The following is a 16,588-nucleotide window of genomic DNA, read 5'->3' as shown; positions in this document are numbered from 1 at the left end:
TCTATATAATAGTATCGGCAAGTTTAAGGTGTTTCTTTATATTATTTATTCTTTTTTCTTATTTCTGCAACATACATTTTGTGGTTCTCGGAACTGGTAGCTTTTTTCTTATCTTCGACTTCTTGTTTTGACGGTTTCACCACTTGTGTGAGTTCTTTTTGCAGTTCTATAGTACATGAATCACAAAATCTGCCGGATCGGATGGCAACACCACATCTTTGGCAGTCTAAGAGAAGATTATCTTCTTCCCTGATTTCAATTCTGTTTTCCCTTAAAAACATCAAAATTCTTTTCTCAGTAACCTCTGTTGCCTCTGAAACCTCTATGATGCTAGCACCTGGATGATCATATAAATAGTCCCTTACTTTTTTATAATCATCTTCTACTGTGCTATCACATCGAGAACAAACATCTGAACCAGTATAGGCAAATGCCCTGCCACAGCTGGCACAATTTCTTAAATCCATATCCTCACCCCTTTATTATGATTTTGCTTTTGCCATATAACCCCCCACCTTTAAGCGTTAGTGTAAGTGGGTTTCCTAATCAAGTGGAGTAGCCTCTCCATCTGATGCTCCGATATTCGGTTTTAGCTGGATGGGTTCACTCATTCCTCTTGTGAAGGTCAACACCTCCACTGATCTTGCCTCCGCCTCTATTAATGCTTTTTTACAAGCCTCTACGGTAGCACCAGTGGTAAAAATGTCATCCACCAACAAGATTTTTTTCTTATTTATAGCTTGAGGATTTCTTGTATAAAAGGCATCCTCTATATTTTTTTGTCGTGCTTGCCTTGTTTGGTTGTACATCACATCAGTATCTTTGACACGGATTAAATTATGTTCCATATAGGCTATGCCTAATTTTTTGCTCATATATTTTACTAAAAGATGTGCTTGATTATATCCCCTCTGCTTTTCTTTTTTTTGGTGAAGGGGTACTGCCATCAGTATATCCGCCTCTAATGTCTCTCTTTTATAAACCTCCGCCATCATTGCCCCCATTGCTCTAGCTAGATAAGTGGCATCTTGATATTTCAAACGATAAACTAATTTTTTCAGAGAACCTTCATGAGGGCCTACCGCAAAAGATCCTTGAAAAGCATATTTTTTAAGAAGAGTTTCTTCAAAACACCCTTGACAAATACTATGCTTTTTCTCCTGCGATAAATATTTATTGCAAACAATGCAGTATAGATCAGGAGGATAAACTAAGTCTAACAACGCTTCAAAATAATCTTCAAAATTCCTAAAAATCTTCATGGTTTTTTACCTTAAAATAAATGTATTATTTTTTATTATATAAGTCATTTCTTCTTCTGGCAATATGTTAATAGGATTTTAATAAATTCCTTTAAACTTTTATGCCATGGCTCCCCTATAGCTAAGATTGATGAAATTCATAAAATTTGTTTAATCGCTCACCTAATCCCGAATAACGTTGAACAATTTTGTTGTTGTCTACCATTCTTCTTAAATAATTTTCTGTACCTACCAGCACTACCAGTTTTTTTGCACGGGTGATAGCAGTATACAGTAGGTTGCGGGTCAACAACATAGGCGGTCCCCATGTGATGGGCATTACCACCACAGGGAATTCACTACCTTGACTCTTATGTATTGTCACACAGTAGGCCAGCTCTAATTCTTCCAGTTGACTAAAATTATAAGTTACCAATCTATACTCATCAAACAACACCGATAGCTCCTCCTGCTGCTGGTCAATGGTCTGTATGAATCCAATATCTCCATTGAATACGCCTTCCCCTTTATCTTCTTCGTCCTCAGGGTTTTGACTATACCATTTCAAAGTATAGTTATTTTTGATCTGCATAACCTTATCTCCCACCCGCAGGATTTTTTCCTTCATTTCTTTTTCTGCCTTCCATATCGCTGGAGGATTCAAGGCATGCTGTATCATCTTATTTAGTTGCAGGGTACCTACTTCCCCTTTTTTCATGGGAGCCAATACTTGAATGTCCTTTATGGGATTATACTGATAGTGTTTCGGCAGACGTTCTTTTACTAGTTCTAGAATGGTTTGAGCCACTTCTTCCTTCTGTTGCTTCGTGATAAAATAAAAATCTTTATCCTTGACATTGGCCACAGGATATTGCCCGTGATTGATCTTATGAGCATTGACAATAATCATACTTTCCCCCGCCTGTCTAAAGATTTCGTTTAGCCGTACTACCTTAACGATTTTACTAGAAATGATATCCTTCAGCACATTTCCTGCCCCCACAGAGGGTAACTGATCCACATCTCCCACCAGAATTAGTCTTGTCCCTAGAGCAACTGCCTTCATGAGGCTGTGCATCAAGAGAATGTCCACCATGGAAACCTCATCGATGATGATCACATCACCCTCCAAAGGGTTATTATCATCCCGTTGAAACATCATGGTATCCTCTTCGTCTGAAAAGCCTAGTTCCAATAAACGATGAATAGTTTTTGCTTCTTTTCCCGTTGCCTCTGTCATCCTTTTGGAAGCCCTCCCAGTAGGAGCGCCGAGAGTAATTTTCATTTCTAGTTTTTCAAGAATCTTTATAAGTGTGTTAATCGTGGTGGTTTTCCCTGTTCCTGGCCCTCCTGTAATAACCAAAATGCCATTTTCTATTGCTTGTTTAATAGCCTCTTTTTGGTTTTCCGCCAAAGAAATATTTTCTTCATCCTGTAGTGATTGGAGTTCCTCTTCTATATTGATTTCTAGGGGATCTAATTTTACTCTTGAAAGTTCTATCAGTTTTTTGCACACGTTCGTTTCGCTATAATAGTAGGGCATAGAATAGACAACGATTTCTTCTCTCTGTCGCTCGATTTGGATATTTTGGTTTAATGCCAAACTTTGTACCGCTTCCTGGATCATACTTTCTTCCACCTTCAAAAGCTCCTTCGTTCTTTCTATTAATAGTTGCAGAGGGGCGTAAGTATGTCCTTCTATATGAAATGTATTTAATATGTACTTTGTTCCAGCATAAATACGATATTTAGAGTTTGCAGCAATACCCATCGTCTTTGCAATTCTATCAGCAGTAATAAAACCAATGCCTACAATATCTTCTGCTAGGCGATAGGGATTTTCCTGTATGGTTGCAATGGTACTGTCCCCATATTTTTTATAGATTTTCACAGCATAGTTAGGAGAAATACCGTACTGAGAAAGAAAAAGAATAATTTCCCTTAGCTCCCTCTGGTCTCGAAAAGCTTCTGCAATGGTTTCTGCCTTTGCCTTTCCTATTCCCGACACCTCAGTGAGTCTATGGGTTTGAAATTCTATCACCTCTAAAGCTTCTTGTCCAAAGTGTTCTACAATCCGCTTTGCCATCTTTTTTCCTACACCAGGAACAATGCCAGAGGATAGATAAGTAATCATCCCCTCCTCTGAAGAAGGCACTAAAGGACGATACTCCTCCACTTCCAACTGATGTCCATAGACAGGGTGTATCTTCCAATCCCCCTTCACCAGAAGATGCTCTCCCTCCCTTAGGGCAGGTAAATACCCTACTAAGGTCACTTCCTCCTCAGAGGTTTCCAACACCCCTACTGTATAACCATTTGATTCGTTTTTAAAAATTATCTCTATCAATTTTCCCTCTATTTCAACCAACTTTTTTTCCTCCTGTGGAATTCGCTAATTTTATTATATCATAGGATGATTTCTTAGCAATTCACGATTTGAGAAAATTCAACTATATTAAGTTGCAATAAAACTTTTACAGCAAATGTAACATATTCACTAAAAATTATATAAAAAACCCAGTCAATTTCCCTAACTCTTATAGGTTGACTGGGTTTTAAGATTTGACTTTTAGATTATGCTAATTCTAGAACTTCTTCCGTTGTAACGATAAGCTTTGCAGCGTCAATCTCTGTTAATTCTGCGCCACTTATCCTAAAGACGTTTTGGCTCAATATGCTCTCCATCGCCGCCTTTACCTCCTGAGGGGTTAAATCCTGTCGGGGATTGGGCAAGATAAATTTGCTGATCTTATCATCTTCTCTTTTAAAAGCCATCTCCAATGCTCTTTTCACGCTCTGCCACCTCCTTTTTTACTCACCATGGTTCTATTCCTCTACTAGTTCTGTTTCCACAATTCTTACAATGCTTTTCACTTCCTTTTCCTGTAATCCTATCAACTGAGCTGATAAATTAAACACTGCTTCATCACTGACATCTGCCTTGATATTGCTATAGCTTATAGAGGATAGTTTTTCTCTTCCTTGATCATCCCTACTGTCTACAAGCTGTAGCCTTACTCTTGAAGACTGCTCTTTGATTCTTACTGGCATTTTCCCTACCTCCTTTCCTTTTCTACTACCTGCAACCTTATTATACAAGGGATTTTAAGAAACTACGAAGAAGGAATGAGGCTAAGTCAATAGCCCTTTTTACAGATTTTGAAGGGAATCAACTGCCTTCTTTGAGGGAATTTTTCTAACACAATGAAGGATTAAAAGGGACCTTTCCTCTTTACCAAAAAACAAAAAGAAAGAAGAGAAATTCTCCCTTCTTTCTTTTTAGTTAAGCCTTTAAAAGCTCATCATTTTTTAATGCTTCTGCTTTATCTGTTTTTTCCCATGGTAGATCTAGATCAGTTCTTCCAAAATGTCCATAGGCCGCTACTTGTCTATAAATCGGACGTCTTAAATCTAAGTCTCTAATGATAGCAGCTGGTCTTAAATCAAAATGTTTTCTTACAAGCTGTACCATTTTTTCTTCTTCTACTTTTCCAGTACCAAAGGTTTCCACCATGATAGATACTGGCTGTGCTACGCCGATAGCATAAGCTAATTCAAGCTCACACTTATCAGCTAGACCTGCTGCTACAATGTTCTTCGCTACATATCTAGCAGCATAGGCAGCAGAACGGTCTACCTTTGTTGGATCTTTTCCAGAGAAAGCCCCACCGCCATGACGAGCATATCCGCCATAGGTATCCACGATAATTTTTCTACCGGTTAAACCAGCATCTCCCTGAGGTCCTCCGATAACAAATCTTCCAGTAGGGTTGATATAGTATTTTGTATTTTCATCTAATAATTCTGCTGGAACAATTTTATTAATAACATGTTCAATCAGATCAGTTTGAATGGTTTTGTTTTCTACTTCAGGACTATGTTGTGTAGATATGACGATGGCATCCACCCTTACTGGCTTGTCTCCATCATATTCTACAGTTACTTGAGTCTTACCATCAGGACGTAAGTAAGTTAAAGTTCCATTTTTTCTTACTTCAGAAAGTCTTCTGGCCAACTTATGTGCAAGGGCAATCGGTAGTGGCATAAGCTCTGGTGTTTCATTGCAAGCAAAACCAAACATAATCCCTTGATCTCCAGCTCCAATAGCCTCTAGTTCATCCTGCATTTCACCTTTTTTACTTTCTAGAGCTTCATTTACTCCCATAGCGATATCAGGAGATTGTTCATCAATCGCTGTCAAAACTGCGCAAGTATCGCTGTCAAAACCGTACTTTGCTCTCGTATAACCAATTTCCTCTATGGTTTTTCTCACAATTTTAGGAATATCTACATAACATTCCGTTGTAATCTCTCCCGCCACCAGTACTAGACCAGTAGTTACAGATGTTTCACAAGCTACTCTTGCCTTTGGATCCATTGCAAAAATGCTGTCTAAAATTGCATCAGAAATTTGGTCGCAAATTTTATCTGGATGTCCTTCTGTTACGGACTCTGAAGTAAATAATCTTTTCCCCATTTTATCATATTCCTCCTTTAAATATAGTTTCTCATAAGTAATCCTATTGCATGCGTATTTAGTTTTATTTTTAATATTTACTGAAAAATTATCCCTGAAAGCCTTTAAAAAAACATTAAAATACCTCTTCTCAACAAAGAAGAGGTATTTTTTTAATTAATACCGTCTCCTCATCTTTCAGAATCAACATTCTGTGGGACTTAGCACCATACCTTCTATGGTTGCCGGGTTTCGTCGGGCCCTTCCCTCCACCGCTCTTGATAAGGCATCAAGATTTTATTTAATTTTACCAATGATTATAATATCATTCTAAATTTTATCTGTCAATAAGTATTTTGTAAAAGTATGTAAAAATCTAATGTTTTTGTTTCTAAATAAAGATTACCACATAGCTGAGAATAAACATAATCGTACCTGCAATGGTGGCACCCATTGCAATAGCAGGAAAAGCATACCTAAAGGGAATATTGAATAAGATAGCTGCCAGACAACCACTCCATATGCCTGTAGTAGGTAAAGGTACCGCTACAAATAACATCAAACCTATAACACTATATTTTTTTACATTTTTACTGCGTTTTAATGTTTTTTTTACAGTTTTATCTATAACTTTGTGAAAGGTTCTTGTACTTCTTAGATAATCAAATACAGGTCCTACAAAAGTCAACAAAAAAGGTACTGGGATTAAGCTTCCCACAATGCCTAAAATTGTGGCATGAACAGGATGCATCCCTAAGGATACCCCAATAGGTATTGCCCCCCTTAATTCGACCAATGGCATTGCAGCAATCAACAGCACCATTAGCTCATGGGTGACAAACTCCAATATTTTTTGCATAATTTCACCTCTATTCACTATCATTATATAAATTTTTAGAGGTGCTTAGAACAAAGTATTGTGTAAGTACCTGTATATATCAAAATATGTTAAAATATTTAAAATTTGTAATATAATTTTAATGTTTTTCCTTTCTATTTATGATATAATCTTAACTATAGAGTTAATTAAAACCTATATTTTTACGTATACGAACTGGTAATATTTTCATTTTAATTCGCAAACTACGACTAATAAATATACATACTAACAAAAAAATGCAGCCTTTTTAAAAATCATAGTGAGGAGAGAAGCTGATGAGTAGAGTAGACGAATTGAAGCTAGAAATAGAAAGACTACGCAATAAACTAGGTCGTTATTTGGAACAAAACGAAGACTATGATAAAATCTTCAGCTTAAATATAACCATTGATGAGTTAATTGTAGAATATCATCGTTTGACGATAGGTAGATAAAAAGTCTAAATATAATTATCCATCCATTATATTATAGATCATCATCGTTCGACGATAGGTGCAAGAAATCTCCAGCAAAAAACTTCTTCCATTTAAATTTTAATTAGAGTAATACTAGAATCCTATCTAGATTACTCTAATTCTGTTTTTGATCCTAAATGATAAAGGTAAGCAAAGGAATGGTAACCAAAGACAGCGCTGTCGTAAGGAAGATTCCCTTAGAGGCTAAGTAATGATCTGAGTCATAGAGGGTAGCAAATACTGCTGCATTAGCAGCAGCTGGCATTGCTGTAATTACCACGGGTATTCCTAGCATTAGTCCTCTTACCCCCATAACCCACAAAATCCCCATCACTATTGCTGGTAAAATAACCAGTCTGGCTAAGGCTATCCATAGTATTTTTTCTTCCTTAAACACTTCTCTTAAAGACATATCTGCTAAAAAAGAACCGATCACCAGCATTGCTAAGGGCGTGGTGGTGGATCCCAAAGTATCTAAGGTCTGATAAATAGGCAGCGGTAGTTTTATAGATAGCAAAAAAAAGGAAAAGCCTAATCCTACTGCAAGAATTCCAGGATTTAGCAACACTTTTTTATAATCTACTTTTCCCCTCACTCCTCCACTACTGCGTCGCAGTACATAGACCCCGAAGGTTAACATGATAAAGTTAAAAGGAATGTTATATAACGCCGTGTAAAACACCCCTATCTCCCCATAGATAGCATCTACAATGGGGTATCCCATATAGCCCACATTAGAAAAAATCAACATAAATTGAAAAACATCTCGCTTTTTTCCCTCAACTTTTAGTACTTTCGGCAAGTAAAAGGAGATGCCTATGACAATAGCATACACCAAAAGGGAAAGGATAATGACCTTCATACTAGTAAAAAATAGCTCCTTGGAGAACTCAAACTGCATAGACTTAATAATCATAGCAGGCAATGTTATATGCAAAATAAGATTGCTTAGTCCTTTGTTAAGTGTATTATCGGTATACTTTAGTTTCTTAGCTCCATAGCCTATCATCATTGTAAGAAACAAAATCAATATTTGATTGAAGGTAGCAAAAAATGTCACAGCTTGATCCCCCTACCCTGTAAATTTCCATTTTATCTTATCATAGCAGAAACCTTACTGCATCACAAGAAAATAAAAGAGAGAAGCCCGCTTCTCCCTTTTTCTAAAGACTAAAATCTTCTCTTTTTAGAGGTTCTTCAATAGACATATGACCCATTAGTGTTTCTCTTTTACTGCCATCCACTAAAAATTGTACTGCTTCTATATCATCAAGCTCTGTTAAAGAATATACAATTTGGTAAATCACTAAAGTTTCTTCAAGACTACCTCCACTAAGTCTTTCCCCTGCTACATTTACATAAGCTACACCTTCAGCTGTATCTACACTAAGTACTTTGATATTTTCTAAGTTTGTAGATAAATCATCATCTTGCGGAGAGTTTTGAAGTTCTAGTAAAATCATTTCTTCTACTGACTTTTCGCCTACAGTGATATCTCTTTCTAGAGGAAGTACTTTTTCAGCCCTGGCATCTCCAGTCACAATATATTCATTGTTTGCAAAGTATAAAGTAACTCTAGTTATTTCTCCATCCGGTGCTGGATCCACTACTGTATCTGTCCCTTCCAGTGGTTGGGGATTTTCTGTTTGTACTGGAGGTACTGGTGTTTCTACTGGTGTCCTATTGCAGCCAATAAAAGCCACCATCATAGCCATCATCAATAAAATTAAACTTATTTTTTTCATCACTTATCTCCCTTTCTTTTTTCACTTTATGCTTTCTTAATCTTATTATACAGGAGGAATATGAAGAGCACATAAATAAATGTAAAGAAATTATGAAGAAACCTTTAAAGAATTTTTAGGAATAAGAATGGTAATCTTGGTACCCACCTTCGGTTGACTGCTGGCCTCGACCTTCCACTGATGCAATTGAAGAATCCGACTGACAATAGATAAGCCAATCCCTGCTCCCCCCGTATTTCTGGAGCGAGATAAGTCGGTACGATAAAACTTATCAAAGATAGATTGAATCTCTTTTTCTTCAATGCCAATCCCATTGTCCTCAATACTAATTTCATAGTGCTGGCTTTCCCATCTTCCTAAAATGGCTACTTTACTTTGTAACTTTTCTATATCTCTATACTTCATTGCATTGTCAATAAGATTGATAAAAACTTCTTTGACTCTTTCTCCATCACATCGCACCTCTGGTGGATTTTTTAAGTCAATTTTTACCTCTACCTCATACTTTTCCGCTAAAGGATGCAATATTTTTACAGAATCCTCTACAAGATTTCTTAAGGAAAAAAAGTTAGTGGTAATCCCCTGTTCCTCAATCTTGGTTAAGGACAAAAGGGAGCTTACTAAGTCTGCCAAACGATCAATTTCACCATCCATATCCTTTAAATATTCTCGATAGACTTCAAGATCATCCTCACCATAAAGCAAAGAATCGATCAAAGCCTTCATAGAAGCCAAAGGGGTTTTTAGTTCGTGAGACACATCCCCTATAAACTGTATCCTTCCTTCATCTACTCGGTGCAATTCTCTACTCATATGATTAAAGTTTTCTGCCAGTTTCCCTATTTCATCCCTTGATTTAATTTCTACCACTTCCCCCAAATGTCCCTTTGCAATTCTTTTTGTGGTCTCCGATAAGGCGACTATTGGTTTTGCCATTTTTTCACTGGCAAGGATAGCAGCAAATACCCCTATGATAGCTGCTACTACAGAAAGAGCCATCAGTCGGCTTCTGAAGTCATAAATGGTGTCAAAGGCATTATCTACGCTGACGGATATCAGCACTGCCCCCAGTACCTTCCTACTAGAATCAGATACTTGTAAAATAGGTACTGCTGCCTGTAGGACATACTTATCCGTCTGGTAGTAACCAAATTTTTCCTGCATATTTAGAGCTTGACGAATCTCCTCATTGTCAATCACTGAGTCCTCCAGCAAATTAAAACTGTCTACGATAACCACCCCTTGATGGTTAAGAACAAGAATTCTTCCTCCCACCATGCCACTATACTGTTGTATGCTGTTCTTCAAAGCCAGTTTATCTTCAAAATTGGCTCTGCTGATATTAGAAAGAATATTAGCAGTTTTTAAAGTGTTTACTTCTATTTCCCTCAGCACAGACTCCTTTATATTTTCTATAGAAAAAAAGTTAATGACAAATAAAGGAAGTAAAATCAGTATAATATAAATTGCCGTCAGTTTTTGTTTTATAGAAGAAAGCATATTGATCAATCCCTTCTGAAGTAATAACCTACACCCCATTTTGTTTGAATCATGGGGGAGCTGTCTTCATGATCCTTTAATTTCTCCCTAAGATTTTTTATATGGACATCAATAGTCCTTGTATCAAGACATGGTTCTTGCCAAACAAGCCGGAAGATTTCTTCCCTCGGAAAAACCCGTCCTTTGTTTCTTATCAACAGTTCTAAAATATCAAACTCTTTAGGTGTCAGCTCAACCTCTTTAGCAGCCTTTTTTACAGTGCGACCACCGGAGTCTACCACCAAGTCTCCAGATGTATAGACGCTTTCCTGTTGAATCTCCTGTTTTTCTACTCTTCTAAGGATAGCACGAATCCTAGCAATCAACTCCCTCGTATTAAAGGGTTTTGTCATATAATCATCTGCCCCCAGCTCTAGTCCCAGTATTTTATCAATATCACTATCCTTAGCTGTGAGCATAATAATAGGTACTTCACTGTGCTGACGAATCATGCGACAAAGGGTAATACCATCAATCCTTGGCAGCATTAAATCTAGAATCAGTAAATCGAAGCTATTGGTTTCAAAAACACGAAGGCCTTCTTCTCCATCGTAAGCAGTAAAAACTTCAAAACCCTCCTGCTCTAAACTCTTTTTTAGTCCCTTGATTAATAGCTTTTCGTCATCGATAATCAATAACTTCATACAATTTCAACTCCTTATTAAAATAGATGCCTATTTTATATATTATACCTTTTTTGCTTCTTTCAAACAAAGCGAGCTTACAATCTTAAAACCTCTACTTATAGGATATCCAAATTAACAAGGAGACAAGCCTAGCATTGGGCTTGTCTCCTTGCTTACATATATATTAATGTAAGAGTAAGTTCAGCTTATGGTATTTTCTATTAATAATTAAAGTTATATCTTTTCAACAATAGCATGTATCAAACTATCTACTTTTTTTCTGCAATCTTCCAGCGAATCCTCTACTACCCCGCAATAAATTTTTAATTTCGGCTCTGTTCCAGAGGGCCTTAAGCACACCCATGTGTTATTTTCTAAGATAAATTTCAGTACATTCTCCTTAGGCAGTTTATTTTGGTTTAAATAATCTTCTAACAAATTCACCTTATATCCTCCTATTTCAAAGGGCGGGTTATTTCTAAAAGCCTCCAGCGTGTTTTGTATTTTTTCCATTCCTTCCTTACCCTGCAAAGTGACAGACTTTAAATCTTCTAAATAATAGCCATACTTTTTATAAAGCTCTATCAACCCTTCATAAAGGGTAAATCCTTTAGCATAATAAAAGGCGGCCATTTCACAGATTAACATAGAAGCTACCACCGCATCCTTGTCTCTGGCGTGAGTACCTGCTAAATAGCCATAACTTTCTTCATAACCAAACAAAAACATTTTTTCTCCAGTTTTCTCAAACTCTTTTATTTTTTCTCCGATATATTTAAATCCAGTCAAAGTATTTATAATATCTACATTATGCTTTTTTGCAATCGTCGCCCCCATCTCGCTAGTAACAATGGTTTTTACAATCACAGCATTAGAAGGGAGATTTTGTTTTTCCTGCAATGTAGAAAGTATATACTCCACCAGCAAAGCTCCTATTTGGTTGCCGGTAAGTGTGGTGTATTTCCCTTCTTTGTTTTTGACTACCACACCAACCCTATCACAGTCAGGGTCTGTACCAATCACAAGATGAGCACCTTGTTTTTGCGCTAACTCAATGGCTAATCGAAAAGCTGCTTCCTCCTCTGGATTGGGATAAGCTACTGTAGAAAAGTTGGGATCTGGTAATTCTTGATCCGCTACCACCAACACATTCTCAAATCCTACTTCTTTTAATACTCTTCTTACCGGAAGGTTTCCAGTACCATGAAGAGGCGTGAAAACAATCTTAAAGTCTTTTGTCACCTGTTGAATCGTTTCCCCCCTTAGGGATTGACTTTTTACAGACTGTATATAGGCATCATCCACCTCTTTTCCTATATATTGAAACAACTTGGCTCTTTGGGCTTCTGTTCTGTCCATTGGAAGCACTTTATATAGGTCATAGATTTGCTGAATTTCTTCTGTAATTTCTTCGGCTATCCTAGTGGCTACCTGCGCCCCATCCTCCCAGTATACCTTATAACCATTATATTCAGGAGGATTATGACTAGCAGTAACCACAATCCCCGCTATAGCTTTTAAGTATCTTACAGCGAAGGAAAGTTCTGGAGTAGGTCTAAGATCTTCAAATACAAAGGCCTTTATACCATTAGCAGCTAAAACCAAAGCAGCTTCTTCGGTAAATTCCTTAGACATATGTCTTGAGTCATAAGCGATTACTACACCACGGTCCATAGCTTCTTCCCCGTGAGATTTTATGTAATTAGCCAGGCCTTGTGTGGCTTTTCTGACAGTATATTTATTGATCCTATTGGTACCAGCGCCAATAATGCCTCTGAGGCCTGCTGTGCCAAACTCTAAATCCCTATAAAAACGATCTTCTATTTCCTTTTCCTTACCCATAATTTCTTTCAATTCTTCTCTTGTTGTATCGTCAAAATATGGATCAAATAACCATGTCTCGTAGTTTTTTATGGTCTGTAAGTCCATTTCATCTCCCCCCATCTCATTCTATGGATAGAATATTCTTTATCTACACTTATTCCTAATTTTGTAAATTACATTTCTATTATACTAGGTTTTGTGGAGTTTTGCCAGTTAGAGCCTAGTAATTAGTTTTTTTATTTACTAGCTGCCAGCTTTATCTGCTTTTACTTATCTATAATTATGACTATTTTTGATTTTTATATCAATTTTTTTAGATGTTTTTTTGTTTCTATTACTATTCTTTCTATTTATGGAAATATTATAATATAAAATTTATAACTTCTATGTTAATATAATTAGTATCTAAAGCTTGTGCAGTTTTCAAACTATATCGAGGGAAAGTTAAATATATTAAGGGAAAACATTTGAAAGCCTTGTCAATACTTGGGATAAAATGAGGGCGTATATTTAATTTTCATCTCTACACTAAATAATCGCACAACTCAAGTTAGTATATTTCTATTTTCACTTCTCAAAACACCATGATTTAACACAATATTTAATAAAAATTTAATGCTTTATTTATTTACAGTTTATAATTCACTGCTATACTCAGTTATAAGGTTATAAGCAACATCTTACTCTATAGGTTAATCTATTTGAAAATAAGTAGATTTTGTGTTAGGATAGTAATTACGAGCAATTTAAAAATACTATATATTATGAAGGGAGTTTTTCATTTGTTACGAAAGTTATTTTTAATTATATTATCAATAGTATTATTGATTTCAGTTTCAGCTTGTTCCTCAACAGATAACAATGTATCAGGTCCAGCAGAAGAAGAGGGAGCTGTTGTAGCCCTTGTAAATGATACGGAGATTCAAAGGGTAGATTTTGAAAATATGGTAGAAAACATGAAGCTATCCTATCAACAATTCGGCTTAGATTTTGATAGTGAAGAAAGCAAAGAAATATTAGAGTTGCTACAAGAAGAAGCCTTAAATAATTTAATTCAACAACAATTACTTTTGCAGGATGCCTTTGAAAAGAATTACACAGCTTCTACAGAGGAAATAGCACATGAAATAGAGCAAATCAAAGCTCAATTCAGCAGCGAAGAAGAATTTACCACCATCTTAGAAACGCATCAACTAACCTTAGAATCATTAGAAAAAAGTATCGCTGACGAGATAATTATTTCTCAATATATGGAAAATGAAATTGGTGATCTGGAAGTATCAGAAGAAGAAATTAGAGCTTTGTACGATGACTACAGCGAGTTTATGGAAGATCTAGCAGAGTTTGAAGAAATGAGATTTGAATTAGAGGAAGAATTGAAGTACCAAAAGTTCCAAACAACCTTTACCGAACTTATTGAAACCTTAAAAGCACAAAGCAATATCCAGATTTTACTTTAATCCTCCTTAACTATATAAAGCACACCCTCCTAGTAAAGCAAAGCTAGGAGGGTGTGCTTTATACATAGTAATTTTATGCTTCATTAAGGATTTTCACACCAGAACTAGTACCAATTCTATCTGCACCTGCTTCTATCATCATAACAGCATCCGCCGCCGACCTTATGCCTCCAGATGCCTTAACCTTCAGCTTAGGGTGAACAATACTGCTCATTAGTTCAATATCTTCTTTAGTTGCCCCTCCTTTATTAAACCCAGTAGATGTCTTAACAAAGTCAGCCCCGGCATCCACGCATATCTTACACGCCTTTACCTTTTCTTCCTTAGTTAATATACATGTTTCAATAATTACTTTAACAATAGCTTTAACTTTAGCTTCATCAACTACTGCTTTAATATCCTTTAGTACAAATTCATAATTTTTGTCCTTCAACTGACCTACATTGATCACCATATCTACCTCTGTAGCCCCTGCCTCAATTGCCTTCTTGGTTTCATACCTTTTAACCTCAGTAGTATTTAAACCTAAAGGAAAACCTATTACCGTACAAACCTTAACATCAGTATCCTTAAGCAGATCATATGCCAAAGGGACAAAATGTGGATGAATACACACTGAAGCAAAATTATACCTCTTAGCTTCATCACATAGCTGTATAATCTCTTCCTTTGTAGCCTCTGGCTTTAAAATCGTGTGATCAATCATTCCTGCAACTTTTTCTTTGATTTTATTTGAAATCATACATTTCCCACCCTCTAAAATATTTAATTCTTCTATTATTTACTTAAATTTTATTGTCAAAAATCTTTAAGCTATATTATCATTCTTCCCTATAGGTGTCAATATAAAAAGACATCCTCACCCTGATTTGACATTAAAAAAAATACATGTTAATCTGAAAGTAAAAAAATGGAGAATAGCTATGAAAATCGGTACTGGTATTTACCTAGAAAAACTAAATCAACATCCTGATTTTTATCAAGAGACATACAATTGCTTAGAAATCCAAGATTTTGTTATGCCTAGCAATTTAGACGAAAACCGTGATAGGATTATTGAACAATACAACAACGTCTTAAAAAACTATCAAGGTCTTTTAACCCTTCATGGACCCTATATTGATCTGCACCCTACTAGCTTTGACCCTTTAGTTCGAAGTGTATGCACACAGCGTTACTGTCAGACATTGGCAGCAGCTAAGGCATTGAATGCAAAGTTTATGGTGGTTCATTCAGATTATGATCCTGCGGCATATTACGATAATTATGAAGATTATTTGTTAGAAGAAAGCATTCTCTTTTGGAAGAATCTGATCAAAGAGTGTGAATCCTTCCAAATCACTGCGGTTATAGAAAACGTACACAATAAAAATCCTCAATTAATCAAAAATATCGTTGATACAATAGACTCTCCCTATTTGGCTGCCTGTCTGGATACAGGTCATGCCCATGCCCTTGGCAAAAGTCAGTTAGCTACATGGGTTGAATCCTATGAACAACGTCTCCAATATATTCATCTTCACGATAATCACGGAGAAAAAGACCAGCACTTGCCTTTAGGAGAAGGGAATATTGATTTTGAAGATTTTTTTACAAAGCTTAAAGAAACACAGTACAACGGTATTATCATTTGTGAGATTTTTGAAAGTATAGAAGTGCAGCAAGAAAACTTAAAACAACTGAAAACTTTCTTAAAAAAGGGTCATGATCGATAGGTTTACCTACTGATCATGACCCTCTATATTTAAAAACAAACCAATACTTTTACTAATCACGCAACTTTGCCAATTAGTCAGCTCTTATTACCTCAACATCATAGCCATCTGGATCTGTTACAAAATAAAATCTAGGGGGGCTATCTGGAAGTCCCATTAGCTTTGTAACCTTATAACCCATTTCTTCATGTCTTTTTCTAGATTCCTCTAAATCCTCTACAGCAACTGCTATATGGCTAAATCCATTTCCTATTTCATAAGGTTTCTCTGGATTGTAGTTATAGGTTAACTCTAGTTCATATTGTCCTGACACATCACTCAAGTAAACTAAAGTAAATTCATGTTCAGGAAAATCCTTTCTCCTAGTTTCCTTTAGTCCTAATGCTTCCTGATAAAACTTTAAAGACTTCTCCAAATCCATTACTCTGATACAAGTATGTAGCATTTTGTAATTCATTTACTGACTCCTCCTTATTTATAAATAAACCAACTATCTTTATATTATAACATAAAATACTTTATCTTTTTTTCAATAGCATTATGCCCTTCATTATAAATACTATAACAATCACAAAATAGCTCTTTAAGTTATAGCGTAGCGAAGAAACAAAATTCCCCTTATAGTAAACAGTTAAAGTAATATAACT

17 protein-coding genes and 1 riboswitch are annotated in these 16,588 nt (G+C 36.0%); of the genes, 3 read left to right on the top strand and 14 right to left on the bottom strand.

Features of this window, described 5'->3' with window-relative positions:
• Positions 1 to 41: 41 nt before the first annotated feature.
• The 7 genes from CACET_RS01230 to CACET_RS01200 all read right to left on the bottom strand — a co-directional run bounded on the left by CACET_RS01230 (position 42) and on the right by CACET_RS01200 (position 6,556).
• Positions 42 to 467 carry a TIGR03826 family flagellar region protein gene (locus CACET_RS01230; protein WP_044826093.1) on the bottom strand — a complete coding sequence of 142 codons (426 nt, stop codon included), beginning with the start codon at positions 465 to 467 and terminating at the stop codon, positions 42 to 44.
• 75 nt (positions 468 to 542) lie between these two features.
• Positions 543 to 1,262, bottom strand: a complete 720-nt coding sequence (locus CACET_RS19310; protein ID WP_052661541.1) for a ComF family protein — start codon at positions 1,260 to 1,262, stop codon at positions 543 to 545.
• Positions 1,263 to 1,383: 121 nt separating this feature from the next.
• Positions 1,384 to 3,609 (bottom strand): SF1B family DNA helicase RecD2, encoded by a 2,226-nt coding sequence (gene recD2 / locus CACET_RS01220; RefSeq protein WP_044826092.1) that lies wholly within the window; start codon positions 3,607 to 3,609, stop codon positions 1,384 to 1,386.
• A 206-nt stretch (positions 3,610 to 3,815) separates the two neighbouring features.
• Positions 3,816 to 4,034 carry a DUF2922 domain-containing protein gene (locus tag CACET_RS01215; protein WP_052661540.1) on the bottom strand — a complete coding sequence of 73 codons (219 nt, stop codon included), beginning with the start codon at positions 4,032 to 4,034 and terminating at the stop codon, positions 3,816 to 3,818.
• A gap of 33 nt (positions 4,035 to 4,067) precedes the next feature.
• Positions 4,068 to 4,292, bottom strand: coding sequence for a DUF1659 domain-containing protein (locus tag CACET_RS01210; protein WP_044826091.1), 225 nt, complete (start codon positions 4,290 to 4,292; stop codon positions 4,068 to 4,070).
• 232 nt (positions 4,293 to 4,524) lie between these two features.
• On the bottom strand, positions 4,525 to 5,718 hold the full coding sequence (metK, locus tag CACET_RS01205) for a methionine adenosyltransferase (protein ID WP_044826090.1): 1,194 nt from the start codon (positions 5,716 to 5,718) through the stop codon (positions 4,525 to 4,527).
• Positions 5,719 to 5,885: 167 nt separating this feature from the next.
• A riboswitch (SAM riboswitch) is annotated at positions 5,886 to 5,985 on the bottom strand.
• Between the two features lie 103 nt (positions 5,986 to 6,088).
• The gene (locus CACET_RS01200; RefSeq protein ID WP_052661539.1) at positions 6,089 to 6,556 is read right to left on the bottom strand and encodes a COG2426 family protein; all 468 of its coding nucleotides are present in this window, start codon (positions 6,554 to 6,556) and stop codon (positions 6,089 to 6,091) included.
• Positions 6,557 to 6,852: 296 nt separating this feature from the next.
• Between CACET_RS01200 and CACET_RS20055 the strand changes: the two genes are divergently transcribed.
• A complete protein-coding gene (locus CACET_RS20055; protein WP_144414696.1) occupies positions 6,853 to 7,011 on the top strand; it encodes an aspartyl-phosphate phosphatase Spo0E family protein in 159 nt (52 codons plus the stop codon).
• A 154-nt stretch (positions 7,012 to 7,165) separates the two neighbouring features.
• Here CACET_RS20055 and CACET_RS01195 read toward each other — a convergent pair whose 3' ends face one another.
• From CACET_RS01195 to CACET_RS01175, 5 genes are all read right to left on the bottom strand, one after another.
• Positions 7,166 to 8,092, bottom strand: coding sequence for an AEC family transporter (locus CACET_RS01195; protein ID WP_052661538.1), 927 nt, complete (start codon positions 8,090 to 8,092; stop codon positions 7,166 to 7,168).
• A 103-nt stretch (positions 8,093 to 8,195) separates the two neighbouring features.
• A complete protein-coding gene (locus CACET_RS01190) occupies positions 8,196 to 8,777 on the bottom strand; it encodes a GerMN domain-containing protein (protein WP_044826088.1) in 582 nt (193 codons plus the stop codon).
• A 90-nt stretch (positions 8,778 to 8,867) separates the two neighbouring features.
• Positions 8,868 to 10,316: a sensor histidine kinase gene (locus CACET_RS01185; RefSeq protein ID WP_082058294.1), complete on the bottom strand. Its 1,449-nt coding sequence runs from the start codon at positions 10,314 to 10,316 to the stop codon at positions 8,868 to 8,870.
• A complete protein-coding gene (locus CACET_RS01180) occupies positions 10,283 to 10,960 on the bottom strand; it encodes a response regulator transcription factor (protein WP_044826086.1) in 678 nt (225 codons plus the stop codon). The genes CACET_RS01185 and CACET_RS01180 overlap by 34 nt, the downstream gene beginning before the upstream one ends.
• Before the next feature lie 216 nt (positions 10,961 to 11,176).
• Positions 11,177 to 12,871 carry a phospho-sugar mutase gene (locus CACET_RS01175; protein WP_044826085.1) on the bottom strand — a complete coding sequence of 565 codons (1,695 nt, stop codon included), beginning with the start codon at positions 12,869 to 12,871 and terminating at the stop codon, positions 11,177 to 11,179.
• A gap of 677 nt (positions 12,872 to 13,548) precedes the next feature.
• Between CACET_RS01175 and CACET_RS01170 the strand changes: the two genes are divergently transcribed.
• The gene (locus CACET_RS01170) at positions 13,549 to 14,226 is read left to right on the top strand and encodes a SurA N-terminal domain-containing protein (protein ID WP_044826084.1); all 678 of its coding nucleotides are present in this window, start codon (positions 13,549 to 13,551) and stop codon (positions 14,224 to 14,226) included.
• A gap of 73 nt (positions 14,227 to 14,299) precedes the next feature.
• Here CACET_RS01170 and deoC read toward each other — a convergent pair whose 3' ends face one another.
• Positions 14,300 to 14,968 carry a deoxyribose-phosphate aldolase gene (gene deoC / locus CACET_RS01165; protein WP_044826083.1) on the bottom strand — a complete coding sequence of 223 codons (669 nt, stop codon included), beginning with the start codon at positions 14,966 to 14,968 and terminating at the stop codon, positions 14,300 to 14,302.
• Between the two features lie 181 nt (positions 14,969 to 15,149).
• On the opposite strand from deoC, the gene CACET_RS01160 reads away from it, so the two are divergent.
• Positions 15,150 to 15,941, top strand: coding sequence for a sugar phosphate isomerase/epimerase family protein (locus tag CACET_RS01160; protein WP_044826082.1), 792 nt, complete (start codon positions 15,150 to 15,152; stop codon positions 15,939 to 15,941).
• A gap of 73 nt (positions 15,942 to 16,014) precedes the next feature.
• On the opposite strand, the gene gloA is transcribed toward CACET_RS01160, so the two are convergent.
• On the bottom strand, positions 16,015 to 16,398 hold the full coding sequence (gene gloA / locus CACET_RS01155; protein ID WP_044826081.1) for a lactoylglutathione lyase: 384 nt from the start codon (positions 16,396 to 16,398) through the stop codon (positions 16,015 to 16,017).
• Between the last annotated feature and the right edge of the window lie 190 nt (positions 16,399 to 16,588).

This window comes from Clostridium aceticum (assembly GCF_001042715.1).
Lineage (GTDB): Bacteria > Bacillota > Clostridia > Peptostreptococcales > Natronincolaceae > Andreesenella > Andreesenella acetica.
Note: the sequence above shows the minus strand (reverse complement) of the source record. Positions and strands in the feature narration are given on the sequence as shown.

What these genes read in the sequence shown, in the direction of transcription:
- metK (WP_044826090.1), bottom strand. Translation starts at nt 5,718, where the DNA reads ATGGGGAAAAGATTATTTACTTCAGAGTCCGTAACAGAAGGACATCCA.
- CACET_RS01175 (WP_044826085.1), bottom strand. Translation starts at nt 12,871, where the DNA reads ATGGACTTACAGACCATAAAAAACTACGAGACATGGTTATTTGATCCA.
- CACET_RS01210 (WP_044826091.1), bottom strand. Translation starts at nt 4,292, where the DNA reads ATGCCAGTAAGAATCAAAGAGCAGTCTTCAAGAGTAAGGCTACAGCTT.
- CACET_RS01200 (WP_052661539.1), bottom strand. Translation starts at nt 6,556, where the DNA reads ATGCAAAAAATATTGGAGTTTGTCACCCATGAGCTAATGGTGCTGTTG.
- gloA (WP_044826081.1), bottom strand. Translation starts at nt 16,398, where the DNA reads ATGAATTACAAAATGCTACATACTTGTATCAGAGTAATGGATTTGGAG.
- deoC (WP_044826083.1), bottom strand. Translation starts at nt 14,968, where the DNA reads ATGATTTCAAATAAAATCAAAGAAAAAGTTGCAGGAATGATTGATCAC.
- CACET_RS20055 (WP_144414696.1), top strand. Translation starts at nt 6,853, where the DNA reads ATGAGTAGAGTAGACGAATTGAAGCTAGAAATAGAAAGACTACGCAAT.
- CACET_RS19310 (WP_052661541.1), bottom strand. Translation starts at nt 1,262, where the DNA reads ATGAAGATTTTTAGGAATTTTGAAGATTATTTTGAAGCGTTGTTAGAC.
- CACET_RS01230 (WP_044826093.1), bottom strand. Translation starts at nt 467, where the DNA reads ATGGATTTAAGAAATTGTGCCAGCTGTGGCAGGGCATTTGCCTATACT.
- CACET_RS01190 (WP_044826088.1), bottom strand. Translation starts at nt 8,777, where the DNA reads ATGAAAAAAATAAGTTTAATTTTATTGATGATGGCTATGATGGTGGCT.
- CACET_RS01180 (WP_044826086.1), bottom strand. Translation starts at nt 10,960, where the DNA reads ATGAAGTTATTGATTATCGATGACGAAAAGCTATTAATCAAGGGACTA.
- CACET_RS01160 (WP_044826082.1), top strand. Translation starts at nt 15,150, where the DNA reads ATGAAAATCGGTACTGGTATTTACCTAGAAAAACTAAATCAACATCCT.
- CACET_RS01185 (WP_082058294.1), bottom strand. Translation starts at nt 10,316, where the DNA reads ATGGGGTGTAGGTTATTACTTCAGAAGGGATTGATCAATATGCTTTCT.